The sequence below is a fragment of the Pseudactinotalea sp. genome (assembly GCF_048594945.1).
Classification (GTDB): Bacteria; Actinomycetota; Actinomycetes; order Actinomycetales; family Beutenbergiaceae; genus Pseudactinotalea.
Genome location: NZ_JBMDXJ010000016.1, coordinates 1 through 22567 on the forward strand (window position 1 = coordinate 1; position 22567 = coordinate 22567).

A 22567-nucleotide genomic window follows, 5' to 3' on the forward strand; every position below is an offset into this window, starting at 1 on the left:
GATGGCCGAGGAGCTGCCGGACCGTGTCTTCGACGTGGGTATCGCCGAGCAGCACGCGATGACGGCAGCCGCCGGCATGGCGTTCGCCGGGCTGCACCCAGTGGTGGCGTTGTACGCGACGTTCCTCAACCGGGCGTTCGACCAGCTGCTCATGGACGTGGCGCTGCACAGGGCCGGCGTGACGATCGTGCTGGACCGCGCGGGCATCACCGGGGAGGACGGGGCGTCGCACAACGGCATGTGGGACATGGCGCTGCTGCGGCTGGTACCAGGACTGCGGCTGGCCGCTCCGCGGGACGAGCGCACGCTGCGGCAGGCGATGCGTGAGGCGGTGCAGGTCAAGGACGCGCCGACCGTGATCCGATATCCGAAGTCGGCGCTCCCCGAGCCGATCCCCGCGATCTCGCGGTCGGGCTCTGTGGACGTACTCGCCCGGACAGCGGGCGACGGCGATGCGCGTGTTCTCGTGGTGGGCGTCGGGTCGTTCGTGCCGTGTGCGATCGAGGTGGGGCAGCGGCTCGCCGATCAGGGCGTCGGCAGCACCGTGGTCGACCCACGCTGGGTGCTGCCTGTCCCCGGTGAGCTGGTCGAGCTGGCGCGTGGCTTCGATCTCGTGGTCACGGTCGAGGACGGCCTGGTCGAGAACGGCGTCGGTGCTGGGATCCGCGAGGCGCTCATTGCCGCCCGCGTCGACGTGCCGGTGCAGACCCATGGGATACCTGCTCACTTCCTCGAGCACGCCTCACGGAACGAGATCATCGAGGACCTGGGGCTGCGAGCAGCCGACGTCGCGCGTGACGCCGCAGCGGCCGTCGCCGAGCACGTCGACGTGCAGCAGCCCTGATCGCTGGCCTTGTCACTCGGAGCAGAGGGCGACGTGCCCGAGCAGCATCGGATCGCGGTTCTTGAGCAGGCGGTGGCAGAGCCGCACGGATCTGGGCCACGGTCCACGGCGGAGCTCGCCACCTGGGTCGAGGCCGAGGTCGAGCGCCTGGGCGGCCTCGACAAGCCGCGCCCCAGGCTGAGCCTCACCACGAGTCTCCCAGCCCTCGCAGGGTGGGGAGAGGGAGCACTCGCCGAGCTCCGGCGCGCAGCGATGGTCTTCCGCCTGTCCTGCCGCCGCTGGGAGGTGGTCCGCGACGGCACGAGGAGCACGTCGAGGCGGCCGTGGAGCAGAGCTTGCGTGCGTCCGAGCGCACGTCCGGCCCCGCGTTCGAACGCCTGCTCGGCCGCTACCTGCACACGGTGCTCGTCGAGGACAGAGCAAGCGCTGAGGTCGCCCTCGCAGAGATCGCTCAGACGTGGTCGGCCACGCCGTGGATCCGGAGCTGGACGGACCCGGTCACGAAGGATCTCTCCCTGATGCTGCACGGATTGGTGGCGTTGGGGGAGGCACGGTTCCCGGGAATCGACGAGGTCGCCGAGGGCGCTCGGGCCTACAGTCCCACCCTGGCCCAGCACGTCCGTGGCTTCGACGCGCTGCGACAGCCACCGCGCCCAGTCGTGATCTTCACGGGCAGCTGCGAGGTCGCGAACGTCCTGCTCGCGCCGCGGCCGCTCGACGACGCCGCAGCGTGAGCAGGATCCGTCACAGTGCGCCGGTGCGCTGCAGGTACGGGGTGATGCCGCCGAGGTGGAAGGGCCAGCCGGCGCCGAGGATCATCGCGAGATCGATGTCTGCGGAGTCGGTGACCACACCTTCGTCGAGCATCAGGCGGACCTCCTCGGCGAGCGCGTCCCGGACTCGGGCGAGCAGCTCGTCGGCGCTCTGGGAGTTCCCGGCACGCGAGCCGAAATAGCCTGCGATCGACGGATCCACCGGTGACCCCGCGCTCGGGCGACCCTCGAAGGTGACGAACGGGGCGCCGTCGGACACCATCCGATCCAGGCCGGGCGAGGTGGGGTAGCGGTCGCCGAGGTTGTCGCGGAGCGTGTCGAGCACGTGCTTGGCCACCGCCGGCCCCACGAGCTGCAGCAGCTGGAACGGCCCCATCGGCAATCCCAGTGGCCGCAGCGCGGCGTCGGCGGTCTCGACGTCGGTGCCGTCCTCGAGCGAGCCGAGCACCTCGCCGAGCAGCCGCACCAGCAGCCGGTTGACCACGAAGCCGGGCCGGTCGGCCACGGCGATCGCGGACTTTCCGCACGCCTTGGCGACGGCGAACGCGGTGGCGTAGGCGCCGTCGTCGGTCTTCTCGGCGCGGACGACCTCCACGAGCGGCATCTGCGCGACAGGGTTGAAGAAGTGCAGACCGACGACCCGCTCGGGGCGCTGCAGATCCGCCGCCATCGCGGTGACCGACAGCGCCGAGGTGTTGGTCGCAAGGATCGTCTCGGGCGAGATCACTTGCTCGAGCTCGGCGAACACCTGCTTCTTGACCTCGAGCTCCTCGAAGACGGCCTCGATCACCAGGTCGCGGTCGGCGAGGTCGGCCAGCTCGGTCGTTCCGGAGACCAGTCCGACGAGCCGGTTCGCCTCGTCCTCGCCGATACGCCCCTGGCCCGTGAGCTTGTCGACCTCGGCGGCTACGAAGCCGAGACCACGCTGCACGCGTTCGTCGTCGAGGTCACGCATGATCACCGGCACCTTCATGCGCCGCGCGAACAGCAGCGCCAACTGGCTGGCCATCAGGCCGGCGCCGGCGATGCCGACCGAGCGCACGTCGCGCGCGGCGTCGGCGGGCGGCGCACCCACCGGACGCTTCGCTCGGCTCGTGTTGTGGTCGATGGCGTGCATGCTCGCCTTGAACTCCGGGGAGACGAGCAACCGCGCGAGCGCGGCGTCCTCGGCCGAGAACGACGCCTCCCGGTCACGCTGCGCAGAGAGCGCCAGCAGGTCGAGTGCCTCGTACGCCGCGGGGGCAGCACCGTGCAGCCGGGCGTCGACCTGCGCGCGTGCAGCGTCCACGGTCGCGACCCAGCGCTCGGCGGGTACCGGCTCGGGGCGCTCGATCGTGACCTCGCCGGTCAGCACGCGGGCGGCCCAGCGCAGCGACTCCGCGAGGAAGTCGGCCGGCTCGAGCACCGCGTCCATCAGCCCGAGGTCGGCCGCGGCCGGACCGGTGAGCTGCTTGTTGTTGCGCAGCGGGTTGCTGAGCACCACCTCGAGCGCCTTCTCGATGCCCACCACGCCCGGGGCGAGGAACGTGCCACCCCAGCCCGGAATCAACCCCAGCGCCACCTCGGGCAGGCCGAGGTTGCGCACCGAGGAGATCACCGTGCGGTAGTCGCACGCGAGCGCGAGCTCCATGCCGCCGCCGAGCGCCACGCCGCTGACGAACGCGAACGTGGGCACCGGTGCGTCCAGCAGCACGCGGTACGTGTCGTGGCCCTGGCGCGCGATGGCGAGCGCATCGCCGGAGTCCTTGATCGCGGCCGCGCCCTTGAGGTCGGCGCCCGCAGCGAAGTGGAACGGCTTGCCCGTGACCCCGATCGCCTGGATCTCGCCCGCGTTCGCACGGGTCACGAGGCCCTCGACGGCGTGACGTAGCTCTGTCATCCCCTCCGGGCCGAGCGTGTTGGGCTTGGTGTGGTCCTCGCCGTTGTCGAGCGTGATGAGGCCGAGGACCAGTCGCTCGTCGGTGCCGGGGCGGAACGGGGTCAGGTCGATGTCACGGACGTGCGCGTGCGTGACGCGCTCGGTGGGCTGACTCATCGCTGCGCCTCCTTGCCGTAGTGCGGGTTCTCCCAGATCACGGTGCCGCCTTGACCGAGCCCCACGCACATCGTGGTGAGGCCGTAGCGGACGTCGGGCCGCTCGGCGAACTGGCGAGCGAGCTGCAGCATCAGCCGCACGCCGGACGCGGCGAGCGGGTGGCCGACCGCGATCGCGCCGCCGTACGGGTTGACGCGAGGGTCGTCGTCGGCGATCTCGAAGGCGTCGAGGAAGGCGAGTACCTGGACCGCGAATGCCTCGTTGATCTCGAACAGGCCGATGTCGTTGATGTCGAGGCCGGCCAGCTCGAGGGCCTTGCGCGTCGCGGGCACCGGGCCGACGCCCATCACCTCGGGCTGAACGCCGGAGTACGCGTACGAGACCAGCCGCAGCTTCGGGGCCAGGCCGAGTTCTGAGGCGAGATCGGCGGACGTCAGCAGGGCCGCCGTCGCCCCGTCGGTGAGCGGTGACGACGTCGCCGCGGTGACCCGGCCGCCGGCACGGAACGGCGTGGCGAGGCCGGCCATGCCCTCGACCGTGGCGCCTGGGCGGGGCGGCTCGTCGGCGGTAGCCAGTCCCCAGCCGCGCTCGGGGTCGGCGACCGCGACCGGGACGAGATCGGGCGTGATCTTGCCCGCAGCGAGAGCGTCGGCGTACTTCGCCTGCGACGCGGCGCCGTAGGCGTCAGCACGGTCGCGGGTGAGCGCGGGGTAGCGGTCGTGCAGGTTCTCGGCGGTGGCGCCCATGACCAGCGCGTCGGCGGAGACCAGCCGCTCGGCGATGAAGCGCGGGTTGGGCTCCATGCCCTTGCCCAGCGGGTGCGCACCCATGTGCTCGACGCCACCGGCGATCGCCGCGTCGAGGGCGCCCACGGCGATCTGCCCGGCGAGCAACGTGGTGGCGGTCATGGCACCGGCGCACATCCGGTCGAGCGCGAAGCCAGGGACCTGCTGCGGGAGACCGGCGAGCATGCCGACCGTGCGACCGAGCGTCAACCCCTGGTCGCCCACCTGGGAGGTGGCAGCGATCCCGACGTCACCGATCCGGTCCGGCGGGAGATCGGCGTTGCGGCGCAGCAGATCGCGGACCACGGCGACCGCGATGTCGTCGGCACGGGTGTGGGCGTACAGGCCATCGGGCCTGGCACGTCCGAATGGGGACCGCACGGCATCGATCAGGACCACGTCACGACCGAGCATGGGCATCGTCGCCTCCGAGAGGTTGGTACTGGCAGTACTAGGTAACTGCGTCAGAGCCTACCTGGTCGAGCGAGGGGACGGAATCGGGGTCGGCGAACCCGGCCGCGAGACGGCCGGCCACCTGCTCTACCTGCCACGGCCGCGCGCCGAGATCGGCCAGGAAGTCGCCGATGTGCTGCTCGTCGGCCGGGTGCGGCGGCGACCAGGCGAGGCGGCGCTGGAAGTCGGGGGTGAGGAGGTTCTCCTGGGGGAGGTTGAGGTCGACCGCGTGGTGACGCACCACGGCCTTGACGATCTCCAGACGTGCCGCGGCCTCGGGTTCGCGGTCCCGCCAGGACCGCGGTGCGGGGATCGAGTCGGGGTCGTGCGGCGGCCGCTTGGGTGGGAGGTCGGCATCGGGCAGATCGAGGGCACGCGTCACCGCCTCCGACCAGGTGCGCAACCGGCGCGCTGCGGCGCGGTGCTTGAACTCGCGCATCCCGGAGAGCTGCGCGAGCGTCCGCGGCTTGGTTCGGCCCGCAGCGGCGATCGCGTCCACGGACAGGATCCGCCCTGGCGCGATATCGGCGCGTTCGGCCACCTGCTCGCGGGTCTCCCACAGCTCGCGGACGACGGCGAGGCCACGTTGGTCGCGGACGCCACGGGCGCCCTTTCGCCAGGTCTCGCCACGCGGCGCCGGGGGAGGTGCGAGGCGCACGGTCTCAAACTCCTGGCGTGCCCACTCGAGCTTGCCGGCGGAATCGAGCTTGGCCTCGAGGACGTCTCGCAGCTCGACGAGCACCTCGACGTCGAGCGCTGCGTACCGCAGGAACGACTCCGTGAGCGGACGCGTGGACCAGTCGGCGGCCGAGTGCTCCTTGGCCAGGCTCAGCCCCAGCTCGGCCTCGACGATCGGGCCGAGACCCACGCGGGCCAGCCCCAACATCCGGCCGGCGAGCTCGGTGTCGAACAGGCGGGCGGGCCGCATGCCGATCTCGGCGAGGCAGGGGAGATCCTGACTCGCGGCGTGCAGGACCCATTCGGTGCCGTCGAGTGCCTCGGAGAGTGCACTCAGGTCGCCGAGCGGGATCGGGTCGATCAGGGCGGTGCCGGCGCCCTCGCGGCGCAGCTGCACCAGGTAAGCACGCTGGCCGTACCGGAAGCCGGAGGCCCGCTCGGCGTCGACGGCAACCGGCCCGCGGCCGTCCGCGAACGCGCGCACGGTGCCCGCGAGCGCGTCGGCGGTGTCGACGACGTCGGGCACGCCCTCGGCCGGCACCACCAACGGCTCGGGCGCCGGTGGCTGGTCGCGCTCGGTCATCGGCGCCGACTCATCGGGCTGACGTTGTCGGGGATCGGCGGCAGGCCGCTCACCTGTGACAGCAGCAGCGCCCACGCCCGCAGGTGTGGACCCAGGTCGGTGGTCCCCGGCGTCCAGGACGCGCGCACCTCGATCTCGACCTCGCCTCCGCGCAGCTCGAGGCCCCCGAACGTCTCGGACAGCACCCGCGTGACCGTGCCCGACAGCGAGTGGTACTCAGCGTCGCACTGGGCGAGCGCGTCGGTCAGCCACGCCCACCCGACCTCGCCCAGCAGCGGGTCCTGCGCAACCTCAGGCTCCATCCGGGCGCGGCCCATGATGATGGCGCGGAACTCGCCGTTCCACGCATCCTGACCGTCGGGGTCGTAGAGCACCACGAAGCGGCCCGAGCCGAGCAGGTCGTCGGGGTCGCGGGTGCGATTCACCTCCCCGGTGAGGGCCAGCGCGTACGGCGCGATGCGGGTGGGGGCGGGTACCTCTTCGAGGTGCAGCTCGGGTCGCAGCCGGTGCCCGCGCAGGCTCAGCAGGGCAGCCTCGAAGTCGGGTGGGGTGGCCGGGGCATCGGCCCCATCGGGTCGAGGTGGCTGCTTGACGGAGTCCACCGCCACAGGCTATGTCCGCGCACGCGCATGCGGGGGAGTGCCACGCCGCGCAGGTGCTGCCGGTCGGTCCATGGCCTACCCTCGCGCACATGCCGACCAAGCAGACCGTTCGACCGATCGTTGTCGGTGGCGACATCGGCGCCTACGCCTCTGCGCGGGCGTTCCACGAGGCCTACGGGGTGACCACGGTCGTGCTCGCCGGGGTGTCGGTGGGTCCGGTCGCGCACAGCGCGATCGTCGATCTGCGGATCGTGCCCGGGCTCGATGACGACGCCACGCTGGTCTCCGCCGTGCAGCAGGTGGTGGCCGAGCAGCCGGGCGTGCCGCATCTGGTGCTCGGGAGTGCGGACCACGCCGTGCTGGCGCTGGTGCGGGTGCGTGCCCAGCTGGGGGACGTCGTCGTCCCGTACGTCGACGCGCCCCTGATGGAGCGGGTGACGAGCAAGGCAGGATTCAGCCGGCTGTGCGCCGAGCTCGACATCCCACACCCGCGCACCCACGTGGTGCGGGTCGGCAGCCACTCCCACGACCTGGGCTCCGAGGTGACCTTCCCAGCGGTGGTGAAGGCGTCGTCGTCGGCGGAATTCCATGACGCCGAGTTCGAGGGCAAGCGCAAGGTCGCCTACGCGGCCGACGCCACGGAACTGACCGGGATGCTGGACCGGATGGCCGCCGCCGGGTTCTCTGGCGAGGTCGTGGTGCAGGAACGTATCCCGGGTGGCGACGAGGACATGGCCGCGGTCAATGCGTTCAGCGGGCAGGGCGGGCGCACTCGGTTCCTGCTGTTCGGACAGGTGCTGCTGGAGGAGGCCACACCCAACGGACTCGGGAACTCGGTCGCCCAGATCACTGCGGGCGCGGACCCGCACGGACATCGCCGTGAAGCCGTTGAGCACGCACGGCGCCTGCTCGACCACCTCGGCTGGACCGGATTCGCCAACCTCGACCTCAAGCGGGACCCGCGCGACGGTCGCTATCGATTCCTGGAGCTCAATCCGCGGGTGGGGCGCAGCGGGTACGCCGTCACGGCGGCCGGCTACAACGTGGCCACGATGTACTGCGAGGCGTACCTGGATGGTGACAGCTCGCCGTCGGAGCAGGTGATGGTCGGCGAGGCCGAGCATCTGTTCACCGTGGTCCCGCTGGCGCTGCTGCGCCGGTACGTCTCCGCCGAGACGTGGCAGCGTATCCGCGCTCTCCAGCGCGAAGGCGCGGTGACGAACCCGTACTACTACCGGGCGGAAACGAACCCTCGCCGCTGGTTCTACGTGATCACCGCGATGATCAACCAGTTCCGGAAGTTCGCACGATGGCACCGGTGACGAGGCTGCGGGTGCCGCTCCGGTAGGGCGTGCAGTTCAGCCGAGGAAGTTGGTCCCCGTGTAGAAGTGCAGCACCGGGACCCCCAGCTTCTCGCGTGCGCGGGAGGCCCAGTCGGCGTGGAACGTGTCCTCGACCGCGTGGGGGCGGGTGACCACGATGACCTCGTCGGCGTCGGCATTCGTGACTGCCTGGGTCAGGGCAGGGAGCGGATCATCGTCCACGACCGTGCCGGTCACGCTCGCGCCGATCTTCTCGAGTGCTGCCACGGTCTGCTCGACCGCCTCGCCGGCCTCCTGGCGCGCCTCGGCATCGGTCTCACGGTCGGTGATCGCCTCCCACGCCTCCTTGAGCTCGAACAGGCTGAGGTGGTCGATGAAGTCGGTCACGACGTTGCGCTCGGTGTCCGCCGGCACGAGCACCGTGATGGTCAGCGGCTCCTCACCGTGCAGGGTGCGGATGTTCTCCACATCGCTGGTGCGCAGCGCTTCCTCGGTGAGCAGGATGATCGTCGGCATGCCGCGAGCATAGTTCGCGCCGCCGCTCGATCCGTACCGCTCAGGCGGGGCTCGGGGCTGGGGTGCGGCCCCGTTGCAGCAGCACGACCAACCCGGCTGCGAGCACGATGCCCAGCAGCGGCGGGATGCCCATCTCGAGCTGTCCCGTGACGTAGGCGGCGACGCAGCCGACGGCGTACGCGATCAGGTTGCGGGGCTCCACAGCGGGCAGCGTGTGGGTGTCGGGGACGCCCTGCCGCCAGCGGCAGAAGTAGTCGGCGATGATGACACCACCGAGTGGCGGGATGAAGGTGCCCAGCAGGCCGAGATAGGTGATGAGGTTGTTCTGCACACCGGTGAGAGCGAGCACAGTCCCGATGACCGAACCGACGATGATGAACGGCGTCTTGCTCGGCCGGTCGAGCAGCTCGGCCCCCGCGACGCCAAAGGCGTAGGCGGTGTCGGCGTTCGAGGTCCACAGGTTCCCGAACAGCAGGAACACACCCCAGCCGATGAGACCGAGGTTGAACAGCACGAGCACGAAGTCGGCCTCGCCCGTGGTGAGGGCACCGATCGCCCCGAACACCACCATCGCGCCGTTGCCGATGAGGAACGCCAAGAGGCACGCCAGCACCGCCGAGCGGCCGCTGCGTGCGAACCGGGTCCAGTTGGGTGCCTGGGTGCCCGCCGAGGCGAACGTGCCGACCACGGTGGTGATCGCCGTCGCGACACTCATGGTCGCGACCGGTTCGATCGCCGCGAGCGCGTCGAAGCCACCGGCGTCGGAGACGGACCGCACCGCTACCCAGACCGCGAGAACCAGCACGAGTGGGGTCGCCACGAGGGACGCCCAATACATGCCGCGGTAGCCGTACAGGGCCGTGACGCACATCAAGGCGCTGGTGACCACCATGATCGCCGCACGCGGGGCGAAAGTCTCCCAACCGGCGGCCTGTGCTGTGAGGTCACCGATCGTGCCGACGACCACGCCGTACCAGCCGATCTGCGTGCCGCCGAGCAGCACCGACGCGAGCTTGGAACCGCGCATCCCGAAGCTGCGACGCGCCATCACCACCGTGGTCAGACCCGCACGAGCACCGACGTAACCCATCAAGGCGACGTAGCAGCCCAGGATCGTCGACCCTGCGAGCACCACCCCGAGCAGGCTCCAGAACGGGAACGCCGGGCCGATCGTGGCTCCGGCCAGCATCGTCGGTGTGAACACCGTGAAGCCGACCAGCACCACCACGAGCGAGAGCGCGGTGCGGCGGGCATGCCCGGGGACAGGCGTGACGGGATAGTCCTTGTCGATCGGCTCCGGCGGATCGAGGACGTCGTCGGTCACGCCTCCTCCCCGATGTCCTCGGCCCAGATCTCGGGGCGTTCGGCGATCATGCGCTCCATCAGCGCGACGCAGCGCGGGTCGTCGAGCACGGTCAGGTCGATGCCGTGACTGCGCAGCCACTTCTCGGAAGCCTGGAACGTGCGGTTCTCGCCGATGACGATGCGGGGGATCTCGTACAGCACGGCGGTGCCGGCGCACATGTAGCACGGCGAGAGGGTCGTGTAGAGCGTGCTCGCGCGGTACACCGAGGCCGGCAGCCGCCCGGCATTCTCGAGGCAGTCGGTCTCGCCATGGCGGATCGCGCTGCCCAGCTGGACCCGCTGGTTGCGCCCGACGGCGAGGACCTCGCCGTCGTGCACGAGCACCGCCCCGATCGGGACACCGCCCTCGTCCCACCCTGTGTGTGCCTGTTGCAGTGCGAGGTCCATGAAGCGGGCGTCCTCGGTACTCATCGCGTGCCTCCCCGGGCTGATCGTTCACGGCAGCGTAGTGAGGAGCCTGTTTCCGCGGTGTGACGCCAGGTCGGTGTGTGAGGCAGAATTCCTGCTGATGAACGCCGAGACCGGGCAGACCCAACCTGGAGCATCTGTTCCGCGCGGTCCGGTACGGCGATGGTTGACGGCCCGCCCTGCGGATGTCGTAGACATCTTCGTCTACGTGGTGGTCCTGAACTTTGCCATCGAGTACCTGCCCGAGGTGATCAGCGAGGGGTTCACGCTCTCGCTGCTCACGGCCATCCTGCTCAAGGTCGCGCTGGAGGCCGTGCTGCTGCTGAAGTCGGTCGTCATGGCGCGATGGAAGGCCGCGACCACCACGCGCGCGAAGGTCGTCTCCGGTCTGGCCCTGTGGGTGGTGGCCGCCGGGAGCAAACTCGTGGTGCTCGAGCTCGTCGCGCTGGTCTTCGGTGACGCGGTCAGCCTCGGCGGCTTCGTGCCGGTGACCCTTCTGATCGTCGCGCTGCTGGCCTCGCGAGCGGCGGTCAGGCGGCTTCTCGCCGATCCCGTCACACTAGGGACGCACTGATCCTCGATCGCGCTGGTATCGAGAGATCGTCCTGACGGGTTCGAAACCCGCGCTCGTGTAGAGCCGGTCGGCCCCGGTGGGGCTGGTCGAGTCGACCTCGAGCTCGGCGACGCTCATCCCGGCGGCCCGCGCGGCGCGGAGGGCCTCGAGCAGCACGGCGCGGGCGAGCCCACGACCGCGTGCCTCCCGCCGGGTTCCGAGGATCTCGATATGCGCCACACCCGGCTGCGGCTCGCCCACCAAGGAATAGGCGAGGACTCGATCGCCTTCGAGGACCACACGGGAGAGGTCGTGGCGGTTCTCCTCGCCGGACATCCAGTGCTGCCAGACGTCCTCCGGGGCGGGCGTGAAGTTGCGGTGGTCGCGGAAAGCGTCGTTGTGCGCCTCCCGGGTCGCGGCCAAGCCGGGTGCATCCGGTGGCACTGCCACCGCAGGCTCACCGGGATCAAGCCACGCCGCGAGGGCGACCTCCATCGTGATGAAGTAGTTGTCCGGGCGGTACCCGTGCTTCTCCAGGAGCCGTTGCGTGGCTGAACCAGCGGTGCCGCCGGGTGCACGGAGCCGGACCGGGAGACCCGGGAAGCGTTCGTGCGCGATCTCCTCCGCACGCGCTTCGAGGCGTCCGAGCAGCGCTGACCCGATGCCGCATCCACGGTGCTCAGGGTGCACGTGGCCGTTCGTGACGACCATCGCGTGGCCGTCGAGCGGTTCCGAGCCGCTCCAGGTGCTGCCGGCCGCGACGAGCGTCCCGTCAGCCCACGCACCGACGCTGTCGGTCGCTGCGTCGAACCGCGGCATCGAGAACTGCTCGGCGACGGAGGCCGCGGCGACCGGCCGGCCGGTGTCATCGGCCACGATCGCCGTGTTGATCAGCTCGGTGAGCGCGGGCACGTCCTCGGGCGCGAGGGCACGCCAGCTGAGTGACGTCACCCCATCACCTTGCTGAAGTCGCCGGTGCGCCACCGCGCCACCTGCAGCGTGATCAGGGTGTCGTCGCGCCGGCCGGGACCAGCGGCGTACACCGCGGCAGCCTCGGCACCGAGATAGCGTGCGGCGATCGCCTCGACCACGCCCTCGCGGATCGACGACACCGAGGCTGGGCCCTCGACCGTCACGAACGCCGGCGGCGTGCCCTCGAACTGCGCGCACAGGCTCGCCACTCCGCTCGCGCGGATCAGGTCGAGCTTCGCCGTGTCGCTGGAGGTCGCGATCTCGACCACGCCATCGACGTAGCGGTACCAGACCGGCGTCAGCGAGGGAGGCCCGTCCGGGCGGGCGACACCGAGCACCCCCACGTGCACATCGGCGAGGAACGCCTCTCGTTGATCGCGTGTCATGGCCAGGCTCATGCGCGTGCTCCGTTCTCCGAGACGTGGGTGTGTCCGTGGCTCAGCAGCCGGTCTCGAAGGCGTGCTGCGGCGCGGTCCATCTGGGCATCAGGCAGGTCGGTGAGCACGTTGGCCGGGTTGAAGTCAGCAGCGCTTCGACTTGGCCAGACGTGCACGTGCGCGTGCGGGATCTCGTATCCCTCGATGAGCATGCCGATCCGCTCGGCGCCGAACTCCTCCCGCTGTGCCAGCCCGATGAGGCGAGCGACCTCGAAGAGATGCGCTGCGACGTCGGGCTCGAGATCGACCCACTGGTCGACCTCCACCCGGGGCACGACCATCGTGTGCCCGAGCTGCAGCGGACCGATCGTGAGGAACGCGACGCAGATCTCGTCGGACCAGACGAACCGGCCCGGGATCTCCCCGTCGATGATGCGGGTGAACAGGGTAGCCATGGCACCAACGTAGCGATGAGCGGTGCGCGGTGCGACGATGGGAACATGCCGAGGTACGTCGCACTGCTGCGGGGCGTCAACGTCGGCGGCGTGCGGGTCGCGATGAGCGATCTGCGCGCCGCCGTCGAGGGACTCGGATACACCGATGTTGCGACGTACGTGCAGTCCGGCAACGTCACGTTCACGGCAGACGGCAGACCTGAGGACCTCGCCGGCATCATCCGCACCGCCATCGCGGCGTCCACCAGCATCGACCCGCTGGTCATCGTGCTGACCGCGCAGGAGTGGCATGAGGTGGTCGCGTCGAACCCGTACCCGGAGGAGACGGAGCCGACCCGGCTGCACGCCGTCATCGCCGCGCGTGACTTCACCGACGAGCACCGGAAGGCGGCGCTGCAGGTCCGTGATGCCGTCCGCGAGGCGGGGTCCGATGACGACCTGACCGTGGTCGGGCGGGTGGTGTACCTGCACCTACCGGGCGGCATGGGGCGCAGCAAGCTCGCCGAGAAGCTGGGGCGCAGCAAGGCCGCCGGTCACCTCGAGGCGACGGCGAGGAACTGGCGCACTGTGCTCGCTCTGGCCGAGAGGCTGGGTGGATGAGCCGGACCGGGGTCGCCGCCACGCTGCTCGTCACGCCTGCGGGCGTCCGACGGCGGGGTGTCGTCATGGTCTCCGGCCTCATCTCTCGCGTGTCGCGGCTCCGGGTCCGATGATCGAGGTCGGACTCGCCGAGTCTCTGGCGTGGCGGCTGGGCCAGCACGCGTTGCACACCCCCGCGGCGACCGGGGTGGTGGGCGCGGCTGAACGGGTCGTAGCCACGCGCGCCTGGCCGCAGGAGGTCGCCGAGCTGGCACTCGCGATCCGGCAGGCGGACCCGCAGCCCGGTGCGCTGGCACGTGCGCTCGAGACCGGTGAGCTGGTGCAGAGCTACGCGTTCCGCGGTGGCGCGTACGTGTTCACTCCCGATGTCGCCGCAGTGCTGCTCGCGGTCCGGACCACGAGCAGGGTATGGGAGTCGCGTCGGTGGCAGGTGCAGGGCGGGTTCGAGATCGGGGACTGGGAGCCGCTGCGGGAAGCGGTCCGGGGTGCACTGGCACACGGCCCGGCCACTCGCGCGGAGATCGGCGAGCATCTGCGGGAGTCGGGCTTGGCGCACCTGGCCGAGGCTGCCACGACCGGGAGGGGTGCCGACAGCCTGTACAAGCCGTTGCACTGGTGGGGCGATATCCGGTTCGGTCCTGCTCGTGACGGTCAGTCGACGTTCCGGCTGCTCGACGGCGACCCGTGCTGGCCCGGCCTTCCCGATGTGGACGGCGCGGGTCGGGAGGCGATCCGCCTCTACCTGGCTGCCTACGGTCCGGCCACGTTCGAGAACCTGCGCTATTGGCTCGCCGAGGGTCTCAGTGCGCCGAAGCGGCGTCTGGAGCAGTGGATCCAGGACCTGGGTGAGGAGATCACGACCGTGGTGTGCGCCGGTGTCGCGGCATACGTGCTGACGAGCACGCTGGACGAGCTGCGAGACAGCGAGCCGTCGACGGCGATCTCCTTGATCCCCGGCTACGACCCCTGGGTGCTGGGACCGGGCACGGCCGACGCACGCGTCGTGGCCCCGCGGTGGCGGTGGCTGTTGACCCGCGGCGCCAGGCCTGTGCTGAGGGGCGGTGTCGTGGCCGGTCACTGGCGCAGGCGAGGGCCGCGCGTGGAGGTGTCCTGGTTCGCCGAGGCAGGCGCCGAGCCGATGGCCGACCTCGAGGCCGCGGTGCGTCGCCTGGGTGCCGCTCACGCGGACACGTTCTCTCTCGACGTCGTCGGCAGCGGATGAGATCCGCCTCGGAGATCACTCCACCGTGGACCATGGCAGCTCAGGGCGGAGAAGCCGGACGAACCGGCCGACGATCGGATTGATCGACTCGTCGCTCCATGCGAGGTGAAGGGCGACGCTCCGCCGGTCCCGCTCGGCGAGTTCTCGATAGACCACTCCTTCGACCCGCATGGCCGTGCAGGAGCGTGGGACCAGCGCGAAGCCGCGACCCGCGCGCACCAGAGCCAGCATCGTCGGGACCTGTGAGGCGATCTGTCCCTGCAAGAAGCCTGCGACGCCGACCAGCGCGGCGCACACCGTGTGCAGGTACGGCTCGCCCTCCGGGCTGTAGCCGATGTAGCCGTCGGCGATGTCGGCGAGCGAGACTGGTGTCGCTGAGTCCGCGAGCTCGTGGCTCCGTGGAATCGCGATGACCAGGTCCTCGACGTGCAGCGTGGTCGATCGCAGTCCGTGGGACACCGGGGGCCGGACGAGGCCGATGTCGAGCTGGCCGTTGGCGAGCGCCTCGCACTGCACCTCGCTCACCTCTTCGCGGAGCGCGATCTGTACCCCTGGCAGCCGGTCGGCGACCTGCGTGATCACCTCGCCCAGCACGGCGTACGCGCCGATCGAGGTGAAACCGAGGCGGATGGTGCCGACGTCGCCAGCAGCGACACGGCGCGCGGTGTCGGGCGCGGCCTCCACGAGCGCGAGCACTCGGCGCGCCTCGGCGTAGAACGCCGCCCCGGCGGCGGTGAGCGCGACCTCGCGGCCGCCGCGATCGAGCAACCGGACACGGAGGGCGCGCTCGAGCGCCTGCACCTGCCGGGTCAACGGTGGTTGGGTCATCTGCAGGCGCTCCGCCGCGCGCCCGTAATGGAGCTCCTCGGCAACGGTCACGAAACCGCGGAGCTGGGTCAGGGTGTAATCCATGCGCCCAAGGTATCGGCGAATGCGAAAACGGGCTTGGACGGACATCGGTGCAGGTTCCTAGCATCGGTCCACGATGAGCAACAGCGATGAAGCACCGACCCGCCTCCTCATGGCGATGACCCCTGACCGCGCCCTGGACGTGTGCGACGACCAGACCCGCCACCGGCTCGAGTCCCGGTTCGAGGTGGTCTGGGCGTCGGACACGCTCGACGCGCAGGAGCTGGGGCGGCTGCTGCCAGGTACCCAGATCGTGATCACGAGCTGGGGCACCCCGCGGCTGCCAGCCGACCTGCTGAGTGAGGGCGGCGGCCCTCACGTGGTCGCACACGCCGCCGGCAGCGTGAAGCGGTTGCTGCCCAGGGAGAGGGTCGGCAACGGGCTCGAGGTCTTCTCCGCGGCCGGGCGCATCGCCTGGTCGGTGGGCGAGTACTGCCTCGCAGCGTGCCTGACCATGCTGCGAAGCCTCCCTGCCTACGACGCCTCCGTCCGCACGCAGGGCTGGCGGCCGGCGGGTGTGCGCGGCCAGGAGCTGCGCGGGCGACGGGTGGCGCTGATCGGGGCGTCGTCGACCGCCCGTGCGTTCCGGGCGTTGCTCCAGCCCTTCGGCGCCGACGTGGTCGTCTACGACCCCTACCTCCGCCCTGATAGCGCAAAGGCTCTCGGCGTCAGGGCAGTCTCCTTGGAGGAAGCGATGGCGAGCAGCATCGTGTCGGTGCACGTCCCGGACGTGCCCGCGACCACGGGCATGATCTCGTCAGCGATGCTGGCGCGGATGCCCGACGGCGGGCTGCTCATCAACTCCTCGCGTGCAGCAGCGATCGACATGGCAGGGCTGGAGCCCCACATCCTCTCGGGCCGCCTGCAGGCGGCGCTGGATGTGTACGAGACCGAGCCGCCCGAGCTCTCCGCATCACTGCGCGCCGCGTCCGGTGTGTTGCTCACACCCCACATCGCGGGCGACTCGGTCCAAGGCCACCAGGCGCTCGTCGGGTACGTCCTGGACGACGTCGTCGACTTCCTCGAGTCCGGTCATCGCGGGCCGAGCTGGGTGGACCCCGCCGCCTGGGACACCGCAGCATGAGCGCGCTGTCGGAGCCGGCACCACTCGAATCGCTCGACTCGGCCGACCGGTCGCGCGGAGCCCGGATCCGCGATGTGGAGGTGTTCGTCGTCCCCGTGCCGTTCGCGCACGAGTTCGTGATCGGCAGCGGGCGGGTCGGAGACACCGGCGCGACCGGAGACGTCGTGTTCGTGCGCCTCACCACCGAGGACGGCGTGGTCGGTTGGGGTGAACAACGTGCGCTCCCGACATGGAGCTATGAGACCGCCGAGACGATCGCGATCGTGATCGCTCGCCACCTCGCGCCGCTGGTCGTCGGGCTCACGCCGTTCGACGTCGAGCAGTTTCATCGCAGTGCCGTCGCCGCTCTCAGCCCAGCGGTCTCCAACGGGTTCCCCTTCGCGAAGGCCGCGATCGACATCGCGATGCATGACGCCGCGGGCAAGATCGCCGGAGTACCGGTGCACCAGCTGCTAGGCGGGCGCGTGCACGACCGGATCGCGCTCACCTCGGCCATCGGCATCGCCGACCCGGCGATCGTCGCCGACCGGGTAAGCGCCAGCTCGGAGTATCACGCCTACAAGGTGAAGATCTCCGGCGACGTCGATACCGATGTCGTTGCGGTGCACACGGTGGCGGAACGGGCCAATGGCAAACCGCTGTGGCTGGACGCCAACCAGGCGTACCGGCCCACCGCGCTCAGGAGGTTGCTGGACGGCATCAAGGACGTCCCGAACGTCGTCTGCGTCGAGCAGCCGGTGCCTGGCACGGACTGGGGAGCGATGGCGCGGCTCCGATCGAGCATCGACCTGCCCGTCGCGATCGACGAAGGCAGCTTCACGGCAGCCGATCTGGCGAGGGCCGTGCAGCTCGGCGCCACCGACCTCGTCGTCGTCAAGATCTGCAAGGCGGCGGGGCTTCGACAGGCCCAGCGGACCATCTCCGTCGCGCAGGCGCACGGCGTCGAACTGCTCGCGAGCGGACTGACGGACTGCGGCATCGGCTTCGCCGCCGCGCTCCACCTGTTCAGCGCATACGACCTGGCCCTGCCGGCTGAGCTCAACGGGTATGAGCTGCTCGCCGAGATGTACGTCGACGGCCTCGAGGTCACCGGGGCCGTCGCCGCTGTTCCCGTGGCGCCCGGCTTGGGCGTCACGGTCGACGAGGAACGGATTCGGGCCACCGCGAGGTAGCCCGACGCTCAAGGGATGACGAGGAGGACATGCCGGAGATGACACTCACCCGACGTTCGTTCCTGCGCACCGCAGGACTGACCACCGGCGTCACCGGTCTCGCTGTCGCGGGGTGTGCCCCCACGGTCGAGCCCGACACCGTGACGTGGTCGATGTGGTCCAACGGACCCACCGAGCAGGAGGTCTGGGACGCGTTCAGCGACTTCGTCGAGAGCGAGCTGGGGCAGCGATCGCTCGTCGATCTGACTCCCTCGGGCGGCTATGTCACGCGGATGGACCTCCAGCTGGTGTCCGGGACGCAGCGCATGGTCCACGGCGTGAACGGTTGGTTGCTCCCGACCTATGCCGGCCGCGGAGCGCTGCTGCCACTCGATGATCTGATCGCGGGCGACAGCGCGTTCGACCACGACGACTTCTTTCCGGCGATCCGCGACATCGCCACCTTCAACGGCCAGACCTACGGCATCGGGTTCGATGTCGCGCCGACAGTCCTGTACGTGAATCTGTCGCTCTTCGAGGCCAACGGGATCGCACCACCGGACCCGACGGTGCCGATGTCGTGGGAGGAGTTCCGCGACCTGGCGAGCGCCTTCAGCGCGCAACCCGATCAGTACGGCTTCTCGTGCGCACCAAGCCTGGACGACCTCGTGAGCTGGCTCTACTGCGCCGGCGGCAACGTCATGAACGAGGAACAGAGCATCTCGACGCTGCACACCGCCGAATCGATGCACGCGTTGGAGTTCATGGTCGGCCTGTTCACACGCGAGAAGGTGACGCCACCGATCTCCAACCTCGTGACCACCGACTCGCTCGCGCAGTTCCTGGACGGCAACGTCGCGATGATGCAGAACGGCCCTTGGCAGGTGCTCAACGTCCGTAACGCCGACTTCGAGTGGGACGTCGTGCCGTTCCCCGCGGGTCCGGTCGGGAGCACTCCGCGCCTGTCAGGGTCGGTGTTCGGGATCCCCAGCGCCACCCGCGACGTCGAGCTCGCGTGGCAGCTGCTGACGACGTTGACGAGCACGGGAGCGCTCGACATCTACGCCCGGGCAGGGCGCAACAATCCCGCCCGCGCCTCCGCGAGCTCGGCCTTCGCGCCACCACCTGACAATCTCGGAGTCGTCCAGCGGATCCTCGCCGGCGAGATCGCAGGCGGGCACCAGTACGACGTCACCACGAATTGGAACGAGGTCCGGAACCTGCTGGCGCAGGAGCTTCCCCGTGCCTTCCTCGGTCAGCGGACACCGGCCGAGGTCATCGACTCCGTTCGCCCGCGGCTCGACGTCCTGATGTCGCAGAACACCGACAACATCCGCCAGCTCCGCGCGGGCTGAGCCGGGCGATCCACTCGAAGAGGAGCTCTATGGCTGTCAACGTTGACACGGTCCCGACGACGGCGGCGGCACCGCCTGGAAGACGACGGCGACCCTCGGGCGCCGGGCGGGAGCGCACCGTCCTGGTGGCGTGGCTGTTCCTCCTCCCGTCCTTCCTCGGGTTCGCGATCTTCACGGTCCTGCCGGTCGGGGCCGCCGCGGTCATCTCGCTGCTCGACTGGAACCTGTTCAGCGCACCCCGGTGGGCGGCGCTCGACAACTTCGCCCGGCTCGGCAGCGACCCGACGTTCTGGGCCGCGCTCCGCAACACGGCGATCTTCACGTTCACGAGCGTGCCGCTGACGATCGCGGTCAGTCTCGCCCTCGGCGTGCTGCTCAACCATGCGATCCGGTGGATCGCGCTGTTCCGCTCGCTGTTGCTGCTGCCGTACGCCACGATCACGGTGGCGGTCGCTTTTGTGTGGATGTGGCTGTACATCCCGACCGGCGGTCTGTTCAACACCGTGCTCGGATGGTTCGGGATCGACGGTCCGGCGTGGCTGGTCTCGGAGCACTGGGCGCTGCCCGCTCTCGTGATCATGAGCGTGTGGAAGTCGTTCGGCTTCGGCATGGTGATCTTCCTCGCCGGCATGCAGGCGATCCCGCAGCAGCTGTACGAAGCGGCGATGGTCGATGGTGCGAGACCGTGGCGCCGGTTCACGAGCATCACGTTGCCGATGCTCTCGCCGTCGATGTTCTTCGTGGTGATCACCTCGGTGATCGGTTCGTTCCAGGTCTTCGACCAGGCGCTCATCATGACGAACGGCGGCCCGGGTACGAGCACCACCACGCTTGTCATGTACATCTACCGCACCGGCTTCGAGAACTACAACCAGGGTTATGCGACGGCTCAGGCGATCGTGCTGTTCGCCTTCATCGCGGTGATCACCGCCGCGCAATTCTTCATGCAGCGGAGGTTCGTCCACTATGACCAGTAGCGTCGGAACCCCACGGGTCCCACTGATCGCGCATCGGCCGGGTGCCCGGACAGGACCGCAGGGCAGCACCGCGGAGCATCGTGCCCGGTTGGTGATGTTCGCGTGCGTCCTGGTGACCGCGCTCTCGCTGACGCCCGTCGTGATGATGGTTCTCGTCGCGTTGCAGTCGGATGCCGAGTCGATGGCGGCCACGCCGTCTCTGTGGCCTACCAGCTGGCATCCGGAGAACCTCTCCAGGGTGTTCGAGCTGGTGCCGCTCGGCCGCTACCTCGGCAACACGGTCGTCTTCGCCGGGGGCACTGCCCTGCTCGAGACCGTGACCGCCGCACTCGCTGCCTACGCCTTCGCGCGGCTGCGGTTCCCTGGTCGGGGGGTGCTCTTCGGGGTCTACCTGGCGACCCTCATGATCCCGACCCAGGTCACCCTCATCCCGCAGTTCATCATGGTGGCCAGGCTGCAGTGGGTGGACACCTGGTGGGGCATGATCCTGCCGCACGCGTTCACCGCTCTCGGGGTGTTTCTGCTCCGGCAGTTCTTCCTCGGGATCCCGCAGGAGTACGAGGACGCCGCGCGCATCGACGGCGCGAGCAGGTGGCAGGCGTTCGTCCGCATCATCATTCCGCTCGCCGTACCCGCCGTGGCGACCCTGCTCGTGTTCAAGTTCATCCAGCAGTGGAACAACCTGCTCTGGCCGTTGGTGGTCTCGAACACGGAGGCGACCCGGACCGTCGCTGTCGGCCTGCAGGTCTTCCAGGACACCAACGGCACCCAGTGGAACCTGCTGATGACTGCAGCAGCGATCACCACGATCCCCCTGATCGCGTTGTTCTTCCTGACCCAGCGGTGGTTCGTCCGCGGGATCACGATGAGCGGACTGGGTGGGCGATGAGCGCGCAGCCGATCTGGAGCGTCTTCGGCAAGCCGTGGGCCGGGACGGCGCCAGGACAGCTGGGCGGCTGGCTCGCCGACCGTGGATTCCAGGGCATCGAGGTCCCCGTTCGTGACGGTGCCTTCGTGACGCCTGAGCGGGCGCGGGCGGCGCTGCCGCCATACGTGGCGGCGTTGCAGGCACACGGGGTGCGGGTGATCAGCGTGGCGTCGGATCTCGACGAGAGTGTGTTCGCCGCTTGCGCGGAGGCAGGCGTCGAGGTCATCCGTGTCATGGCACCTGTGCGGGATCACGACTACCGTGGCTCCGTCGCCCTCATCCACCGACAGCTGTCGGAAGCGTTGCCGCTGTGCGAACGCCACGGGGTGCGGATCGGCGTGCAACCTCATCACGGTGCGTACGTCACCAGCACTCTCGGGGTGCTGCAGCTCATCGACGACCTTCCGGCTGAGCACGTCACCATCGTGTGGGACGCGGCGCACGATGCCCTGGCGGGTGATGACCCGGTGACGACTCTCGAGCTCGCGTGGCCGCGTCTGGAGATCGTGAACCTCAAGAACGCCCACTACCGCGCGGTCGAAGGGCCGGAGGGGACGAGCTGGAAGCCCTGGTTCGGAACCGCGCACGACGGCATGGCCGACTGGGGCGCCGCGCTGCGCCACCTCGCCGCGCGCGGCTGGCGAGGACCGGTGTGCCTGAGCGCGCAGTACAGCGCGGCGGCGGACAGCCCCGAACGAGCGGCCGAGCTGGTCGCGAGAGACCTGCGGGTGGCTCGGGCGCTCTGGGAACGTCCCGAGGCGACGCCCTGATCGACGTCAGCGGGGCTCCACCGTCGGGGCATCACGCTGTCCCGTGGCCAGCACCGCCCAGGTCGCGGTTGCGAGCAACGCGGTGCCGATCACGTCGGCACCGAGCTGTACGAACCGGTCGAGGTCCACCGCGAAGGAGACCGCGAGCGCGTCGGAGGCGGCCACCAGCATTGCCGCGGTGAGGTAGCCGACCACGACCAGCGTGCGGGATGCGCGTGGGAACCGCGGAGAGTCGCCGTTCGCCGGATCGGCGTTGGTGAGGAGGTTCCACACGAGCCCGATCACCAGCAGTGCTCCGCCTGCCGACCCGAGCAGCCAGCCGAGCGGGTCGGCGAGCAGGTCCCGGGCACTGATCGCACCCGCCAGCAGCAGTGCCACGCCGATCGCGTGCAACCTCGCGATCGTGACCTGCCGCCTGATCGTCCAGGTACCGGCGACGATCGTGACGATGATCAGCGTGCCGGTGGCGAGCGTGTCGAGATCAGCGGCGAGGAACGGGACCCCGACCACCTCGAGACCGCTGATCGTGCAGAACAGCCCGACCAGCAGCGCCAGCTCGGCCTGACCTCGCCGGCCGGCGCGGACCGCACGCACGGTCACCACGGTGCACATCGTGATCGCCGCCGCGGTGCCCGCAGCCAAGAGGCCGGTGATGCCGACCGCCGAGGGAGCCAACCGGACGGCGAGATCGGTCGGCACGTAGTCGATGCCGAGTGCGCCCAACGGCAACCTCAGGCCTCGCTCGAGGTTCGCCCAGATCGTGTTCGCTGCGTGCGGGAGAGCGAGTGCGATCCCTACGGCTACCGCGAGCGGCTGGAACGCGTCGGCGATGTCGGCGAGATCGGTATGC

The 22567-nt window shown here is 70.0% G+C and carries 24 protein-coding genes; 12 read left to right on the plus strand and 12 right to left on the minus strand.

The genetic code is table 11. From position 1 onward, the window contains the following. Both ACOJSN_RS00685 and ACOJSN_RS00690 read left to right on the plus strand, forming a co-directional pair. Positions 1–844 (plus strand): transketolase C-terminal domain-containing protein (locus ACOJSN_RS00685; RefSeq protein ID WP_420110583.1); only part of this gene is annotated, 844 nt, incomplete at its 5' end. 335 nt (positions 845–1179) lie between these two features. Then, complete coding sequence (locus tag ACOJSN_RS00690) at positions 1180–1578, plus strand: hypothetical protein (protein ID WP_420110584.1); 399 nt, start codon at positions 1180–1182, stop codon at positions 1576–1578. A 10-nt stretch (positions 1579–1588) separates the two neighbouring features. Here the strand turns inward: ACOJSN_RS00690 and ACOJSN_RS00695 are convergent, their stop codons facing one another. Genes ACOJSN_RS00695 through ACOJSN_RS00710 form a run of 4 tightly spaced genes read right to left on the minus strand, consistent with a single transcriptional unit; the run spans position 1589 to position 6753 of the window. After that, the gene (locus tag ACOJSN_RS00695; protein WP_420110585.1) at positions 1589–3652 is read right to left on the minus strand and encodes a 3-hydroxyacyl-CoA dehydrogenase NAD-binding domain-containing protein; all 2064 of its coding nucleotides are present in this window, start codon (positions 3650–3652) and stop codon (positions 1589–1591) included. Next, positions 3649–4851, minus strand: a complete 1203-nt coding sequence (locus ACOJSN_RS00700; protein WP_420110606.1) for a thiolase family protein — start codon at positions 4849–4851, stop codon at positions 3649–3651. Before ACOJSN_RS00700 ends, ACOJSN_RS00695 begins: the two co-directional genes overlap by 4 nt. Positions 4852–4888: 37 nt before the next feature. Beyond that, a complete protein-coding gene (locus ACOJSN_RS00705; protein ID WP_420110586.1) occupies positions 4889–6151 on the minus strand; it encodes an HRDC domain-containing protein in 1263 nt (420 codons plus the stop codon). Then, on the minus strand, positions 6148–6753 hold the full coding sequence (locus ACOJSN_RS00710; protein WP_420110587.1) for a DUF3000 domain-containing protein: 606 nt from the start codon (positions 6751–6753) through the stop codon (positions 6148–6150). The genes ACOJSN_RS00705 and ACOJSN_RS00710 overlap by 4 nt, the downstream gene beginning before the upstream one ends. A gap of 89 nt (positions 6754–6842) precedes the next feature. On the opposite strand from ACOJSN_RS00710, the gene ACOJSN_RS00715 reads away from it, so the two are divergent. Further along, the gene (locus ACOJSN_RS00715) at positions 6843–8075 is read left to right on the plus strand and encodes a carboxylate--amine ligase (RefSeq protein WP_420110588.1); all 1233 of its coding nucleotides are present in this window, start codon (positions 6843–6845) and stop codon (positions 8073–8075) included. Positions 8076–8111: 36 nt separating this feature from the next. Here the strand turns inward: ACOJSN_RS00715 and ACOJSN_RS00720 are convergent, their stop codons facing one another. The 3 genes from ACOJSN_RS00720 to ACOJSN_RS00730 are packed head-to-tail and all read right to left on the minus strand — an operon-like array spanning position 8112 to position 10367. Next, positions 8112–8591, minus strand: a complete 480-nt coding sequence (locus ACOJSN_RS00720; protein WP_420110589.1) for a hypothetical protein — start codon at positions 8589–8591, stop codon at positions 8112–8114. A 40-nt stretch (positions 8592–8631) separates the two neighbouring features. Continuing rightward, positions 8632–9915 carry a cytosine permease gene (gene codB, locus ACOJSN_RS00725; protein ID WP_420110590.1) on the minus strand — a complete coding sequence of 428 codons (1284 nt, stop codon included), beginning with the start codon at positions 9913–9915 and terminating at the stop codon, positions 8632–8634. Beyond that, a complete protein-coding gene (locus tag ACOJSN_RS00730) occupies positions 9912–10367 on the minus strand; it encodes a nucleoside deaminase (RefSeq protein WP_420110591.1) in 456 nt (151 codons plus the stop codon). The genes codB and ACOJSN_RS00730 overlap by 4 nt, the downstream gene beginning before the upstream one ends. A 97-nt stretch (positions 10368–10464) precedes the next feature. Here ACOJSN_RS00730 and ACOJSN_RS00735 point away from each other — a divergent pair, with 97 nt between their 5' ends. Continuing rightward, positions 10465–10938, plus strand: coding sequence for a hypothetical protein (locus ACOJSN_RS00735; protein WP_420110592.1), 474 nt, complete (start codon positions 10465–10467; stop codon positions 10936–10938). On the opposite strand, the gene ACOJSN_RS00740 is transcribed toward ACOJSN_RS00735, so the two are convergent. Genes ACOJSN_RS00740 through ACOJSN_RS00750 form a run of 3 tightly spaced genes read right to left on the minus strand, consistent with a single transcriptional unit; the run spans position 10924 to position 12721 of the window. Then, positions 10924–11868 (minus strand): GNAT family N-acetyltransferase, encoded by a 945-nt coding sequence (locus ACOJSN_RS00740; protein WP_420110593.1) that lies wholly within the window; start codon positions 11866–11868, stop codon positions 10924–10926. The genes ACOJSN_RS00735 and ACOJSN_RS00740 overlap by 15 nt on opposite strands. Further along, positions 11865–12287, minus strand: coding sequence for a pyridoxamine 5'-phosphate oxidase family protein (locus tag ACOJSN_RS00745; protein WP_420110594.1), 423 nt, complete (start codon positions 12285–12287; stop codon positions 11865–11867). Before ACOJSN_RS00745 ends, ACOJSN_RS00740 begins: the two co-directional genes overlap by 4 nt. Further along, positions 12284–12721 (minus strand): HIT family protein, encoded by a 438-nt coding sequence (locus ACOJSN_RS00750; protein ID WP_420110595.1) that lies wholly within the window; start codon positions 12719–12721, stop codon positions 12284–12286. Before ACOJSN_RS00750 ends, ACOJSN_RS00745 begins: the two co-directional genes overlap by 4 nt. Positions 12722–12766: 45 nt before the next feature. Here ACOJSN_RS00750 and ACOJSN_RS00755 point away from each other — a divergent pair, with 45 nt between their 5' ends. Beyond that, positions 12767–13321 carry a DUF1697 domain-containing protein gene (locus ACOJSN_RS00755; RefSeq protein WP_420110596.1) on the plus strand — a complete coding sequence of 185 codons (555 nt, stop codon included), beginning with the start codon at positions 12767–12769 and terminating at the stop codon, positions 13319–13321. 109 nt (positions 13322–13430) lie between these two features. Continuing rightward, positions 13431–14543 carry a DNA glycosylase AlkZ-like family protein gene (locus ACOJSN_RS00760; RefSeq protein WP_420110597.1) on the plus strand — a complete coding sequence of 371 codons (1113 nt, stop codon included), beginning with the start codon at positions 13431–13433 and terminating at the stop codon, positions 14541–14543. Positions 14544–14558: 15 nt separating this feature from the next. On the opposite strand, the gene ACOJSN_RS00765 is transcribed toward ACOJSN_RS00760, so the two are convergent. Beyond that, complete coding sequence (locus ACOJSN_RS00765; RefSeq protein WP_420110598.1) at positions 14559–15455, minus strand: LysR substrate-binding domain-containing protein; 897 nt, start codon at positions 15453–15455, stop codon at positions 14559–14561. A gap of 73 nt (positions 15456–15528) precedes the next feature. On the opposite strand from ACOJSN_RS00765, the gene ACOJSN_RS00770 reads away from it, so the two are divergent. Genes ACOJSN_RS00770 through ACOJSN_RS00795 form a run of 6 tightly spaced genes read left to right on the plus strand, consistent with a single transcriptional unit; the run spans position 15529 to position 21717 of the window. Next, positions 15529–16536: a hydroxyacid dehydrogenase gene (locus tag ACOJSN_RS00770; RefSeq protein WP_420110599.1), complete on the plus strand. Its 1008-nt coding sequence runs from the start codon at positions 15529–15531 to the stop codon at positions 16534–16536. After that, positions 16533–17708, plus strand: a complete 1176-nt coding sequence (locus ACOJSN_RS00775) for a mandelate racemase/muconate lactonizing enzyme family protein (RefSeq protein WP_420110600.1) — start codon at positions 16533–16535, stop codon at positions 17706–17708. Before ACOJSN_RS00770 ends, ACOJSN_RS00775 begins: the two co-directional genes overlap by 4 nt. 29 nt (positions 17709–17737) lie before the next feature. Then, positions 17738–19042, plus strand: a complete 1305-nt coding sequence (locus ACOJSN_RS00780) for an ABC transporter substrate-binding protein (protein ID WP_420110601.1) — start codon at positions 17738–17740, stop codon at positions 19040–19042. 29 nt (positions 19043–19071) lie between these two features. Further along, entirely contained in the window at positions 19072–20019 is a 948-nt protein-coding gene (locus ACOJSN_RS00785) for a carbohydrate ABC transporter permease (protein ID WP_420110602.1), read from the plus strand. Further along, positions 20009–20908 carry a carbohydrate ABC transporter permease gene (locus ACOJSN_RS00790; protein ID WP_420110603.1) on the plus strand — a complete coding sequence of 300 codons (900 nt, stop codon included), beginning with the start codon at positions 20009–20011 and terminating at the stop codon, positions 20906–20908. Before ACOJSN_RS00785 ends, ACOJSN_RS00790 begins: the two co-directional genes overlap by 11 nt. Further along, positions 20905–21717 (plus strand): sugar phosphate isomerase/epimerase family protein, encoded by an 813-nt coding sequence (locus tag ACOJSN_RS00795; protein WP_420110604.1) that lies wholly within the window; start codon positions 20905–20907, stop codon positions 21715–21717. The genes ACOJSN_RS00790 and ACOJSN_RS00795 overlap by 4 nt, the downstream gene beginning before the upstream one ends. A 6-nt stretch (positions 21718–21723) precedes the next feature. Here the strand turns inward: ACOJSN_RS00795 and ACOJSN_RS00800 are convergent. Continuing rightward, positions 21724–22567, minus strand: an 844-nt coding sequence (locus tag ACOJSN_RS00800; protein ID WP_420110605.1) for a hypothetical protein, incomplete at its 5' end; no start/stop codon positions are given.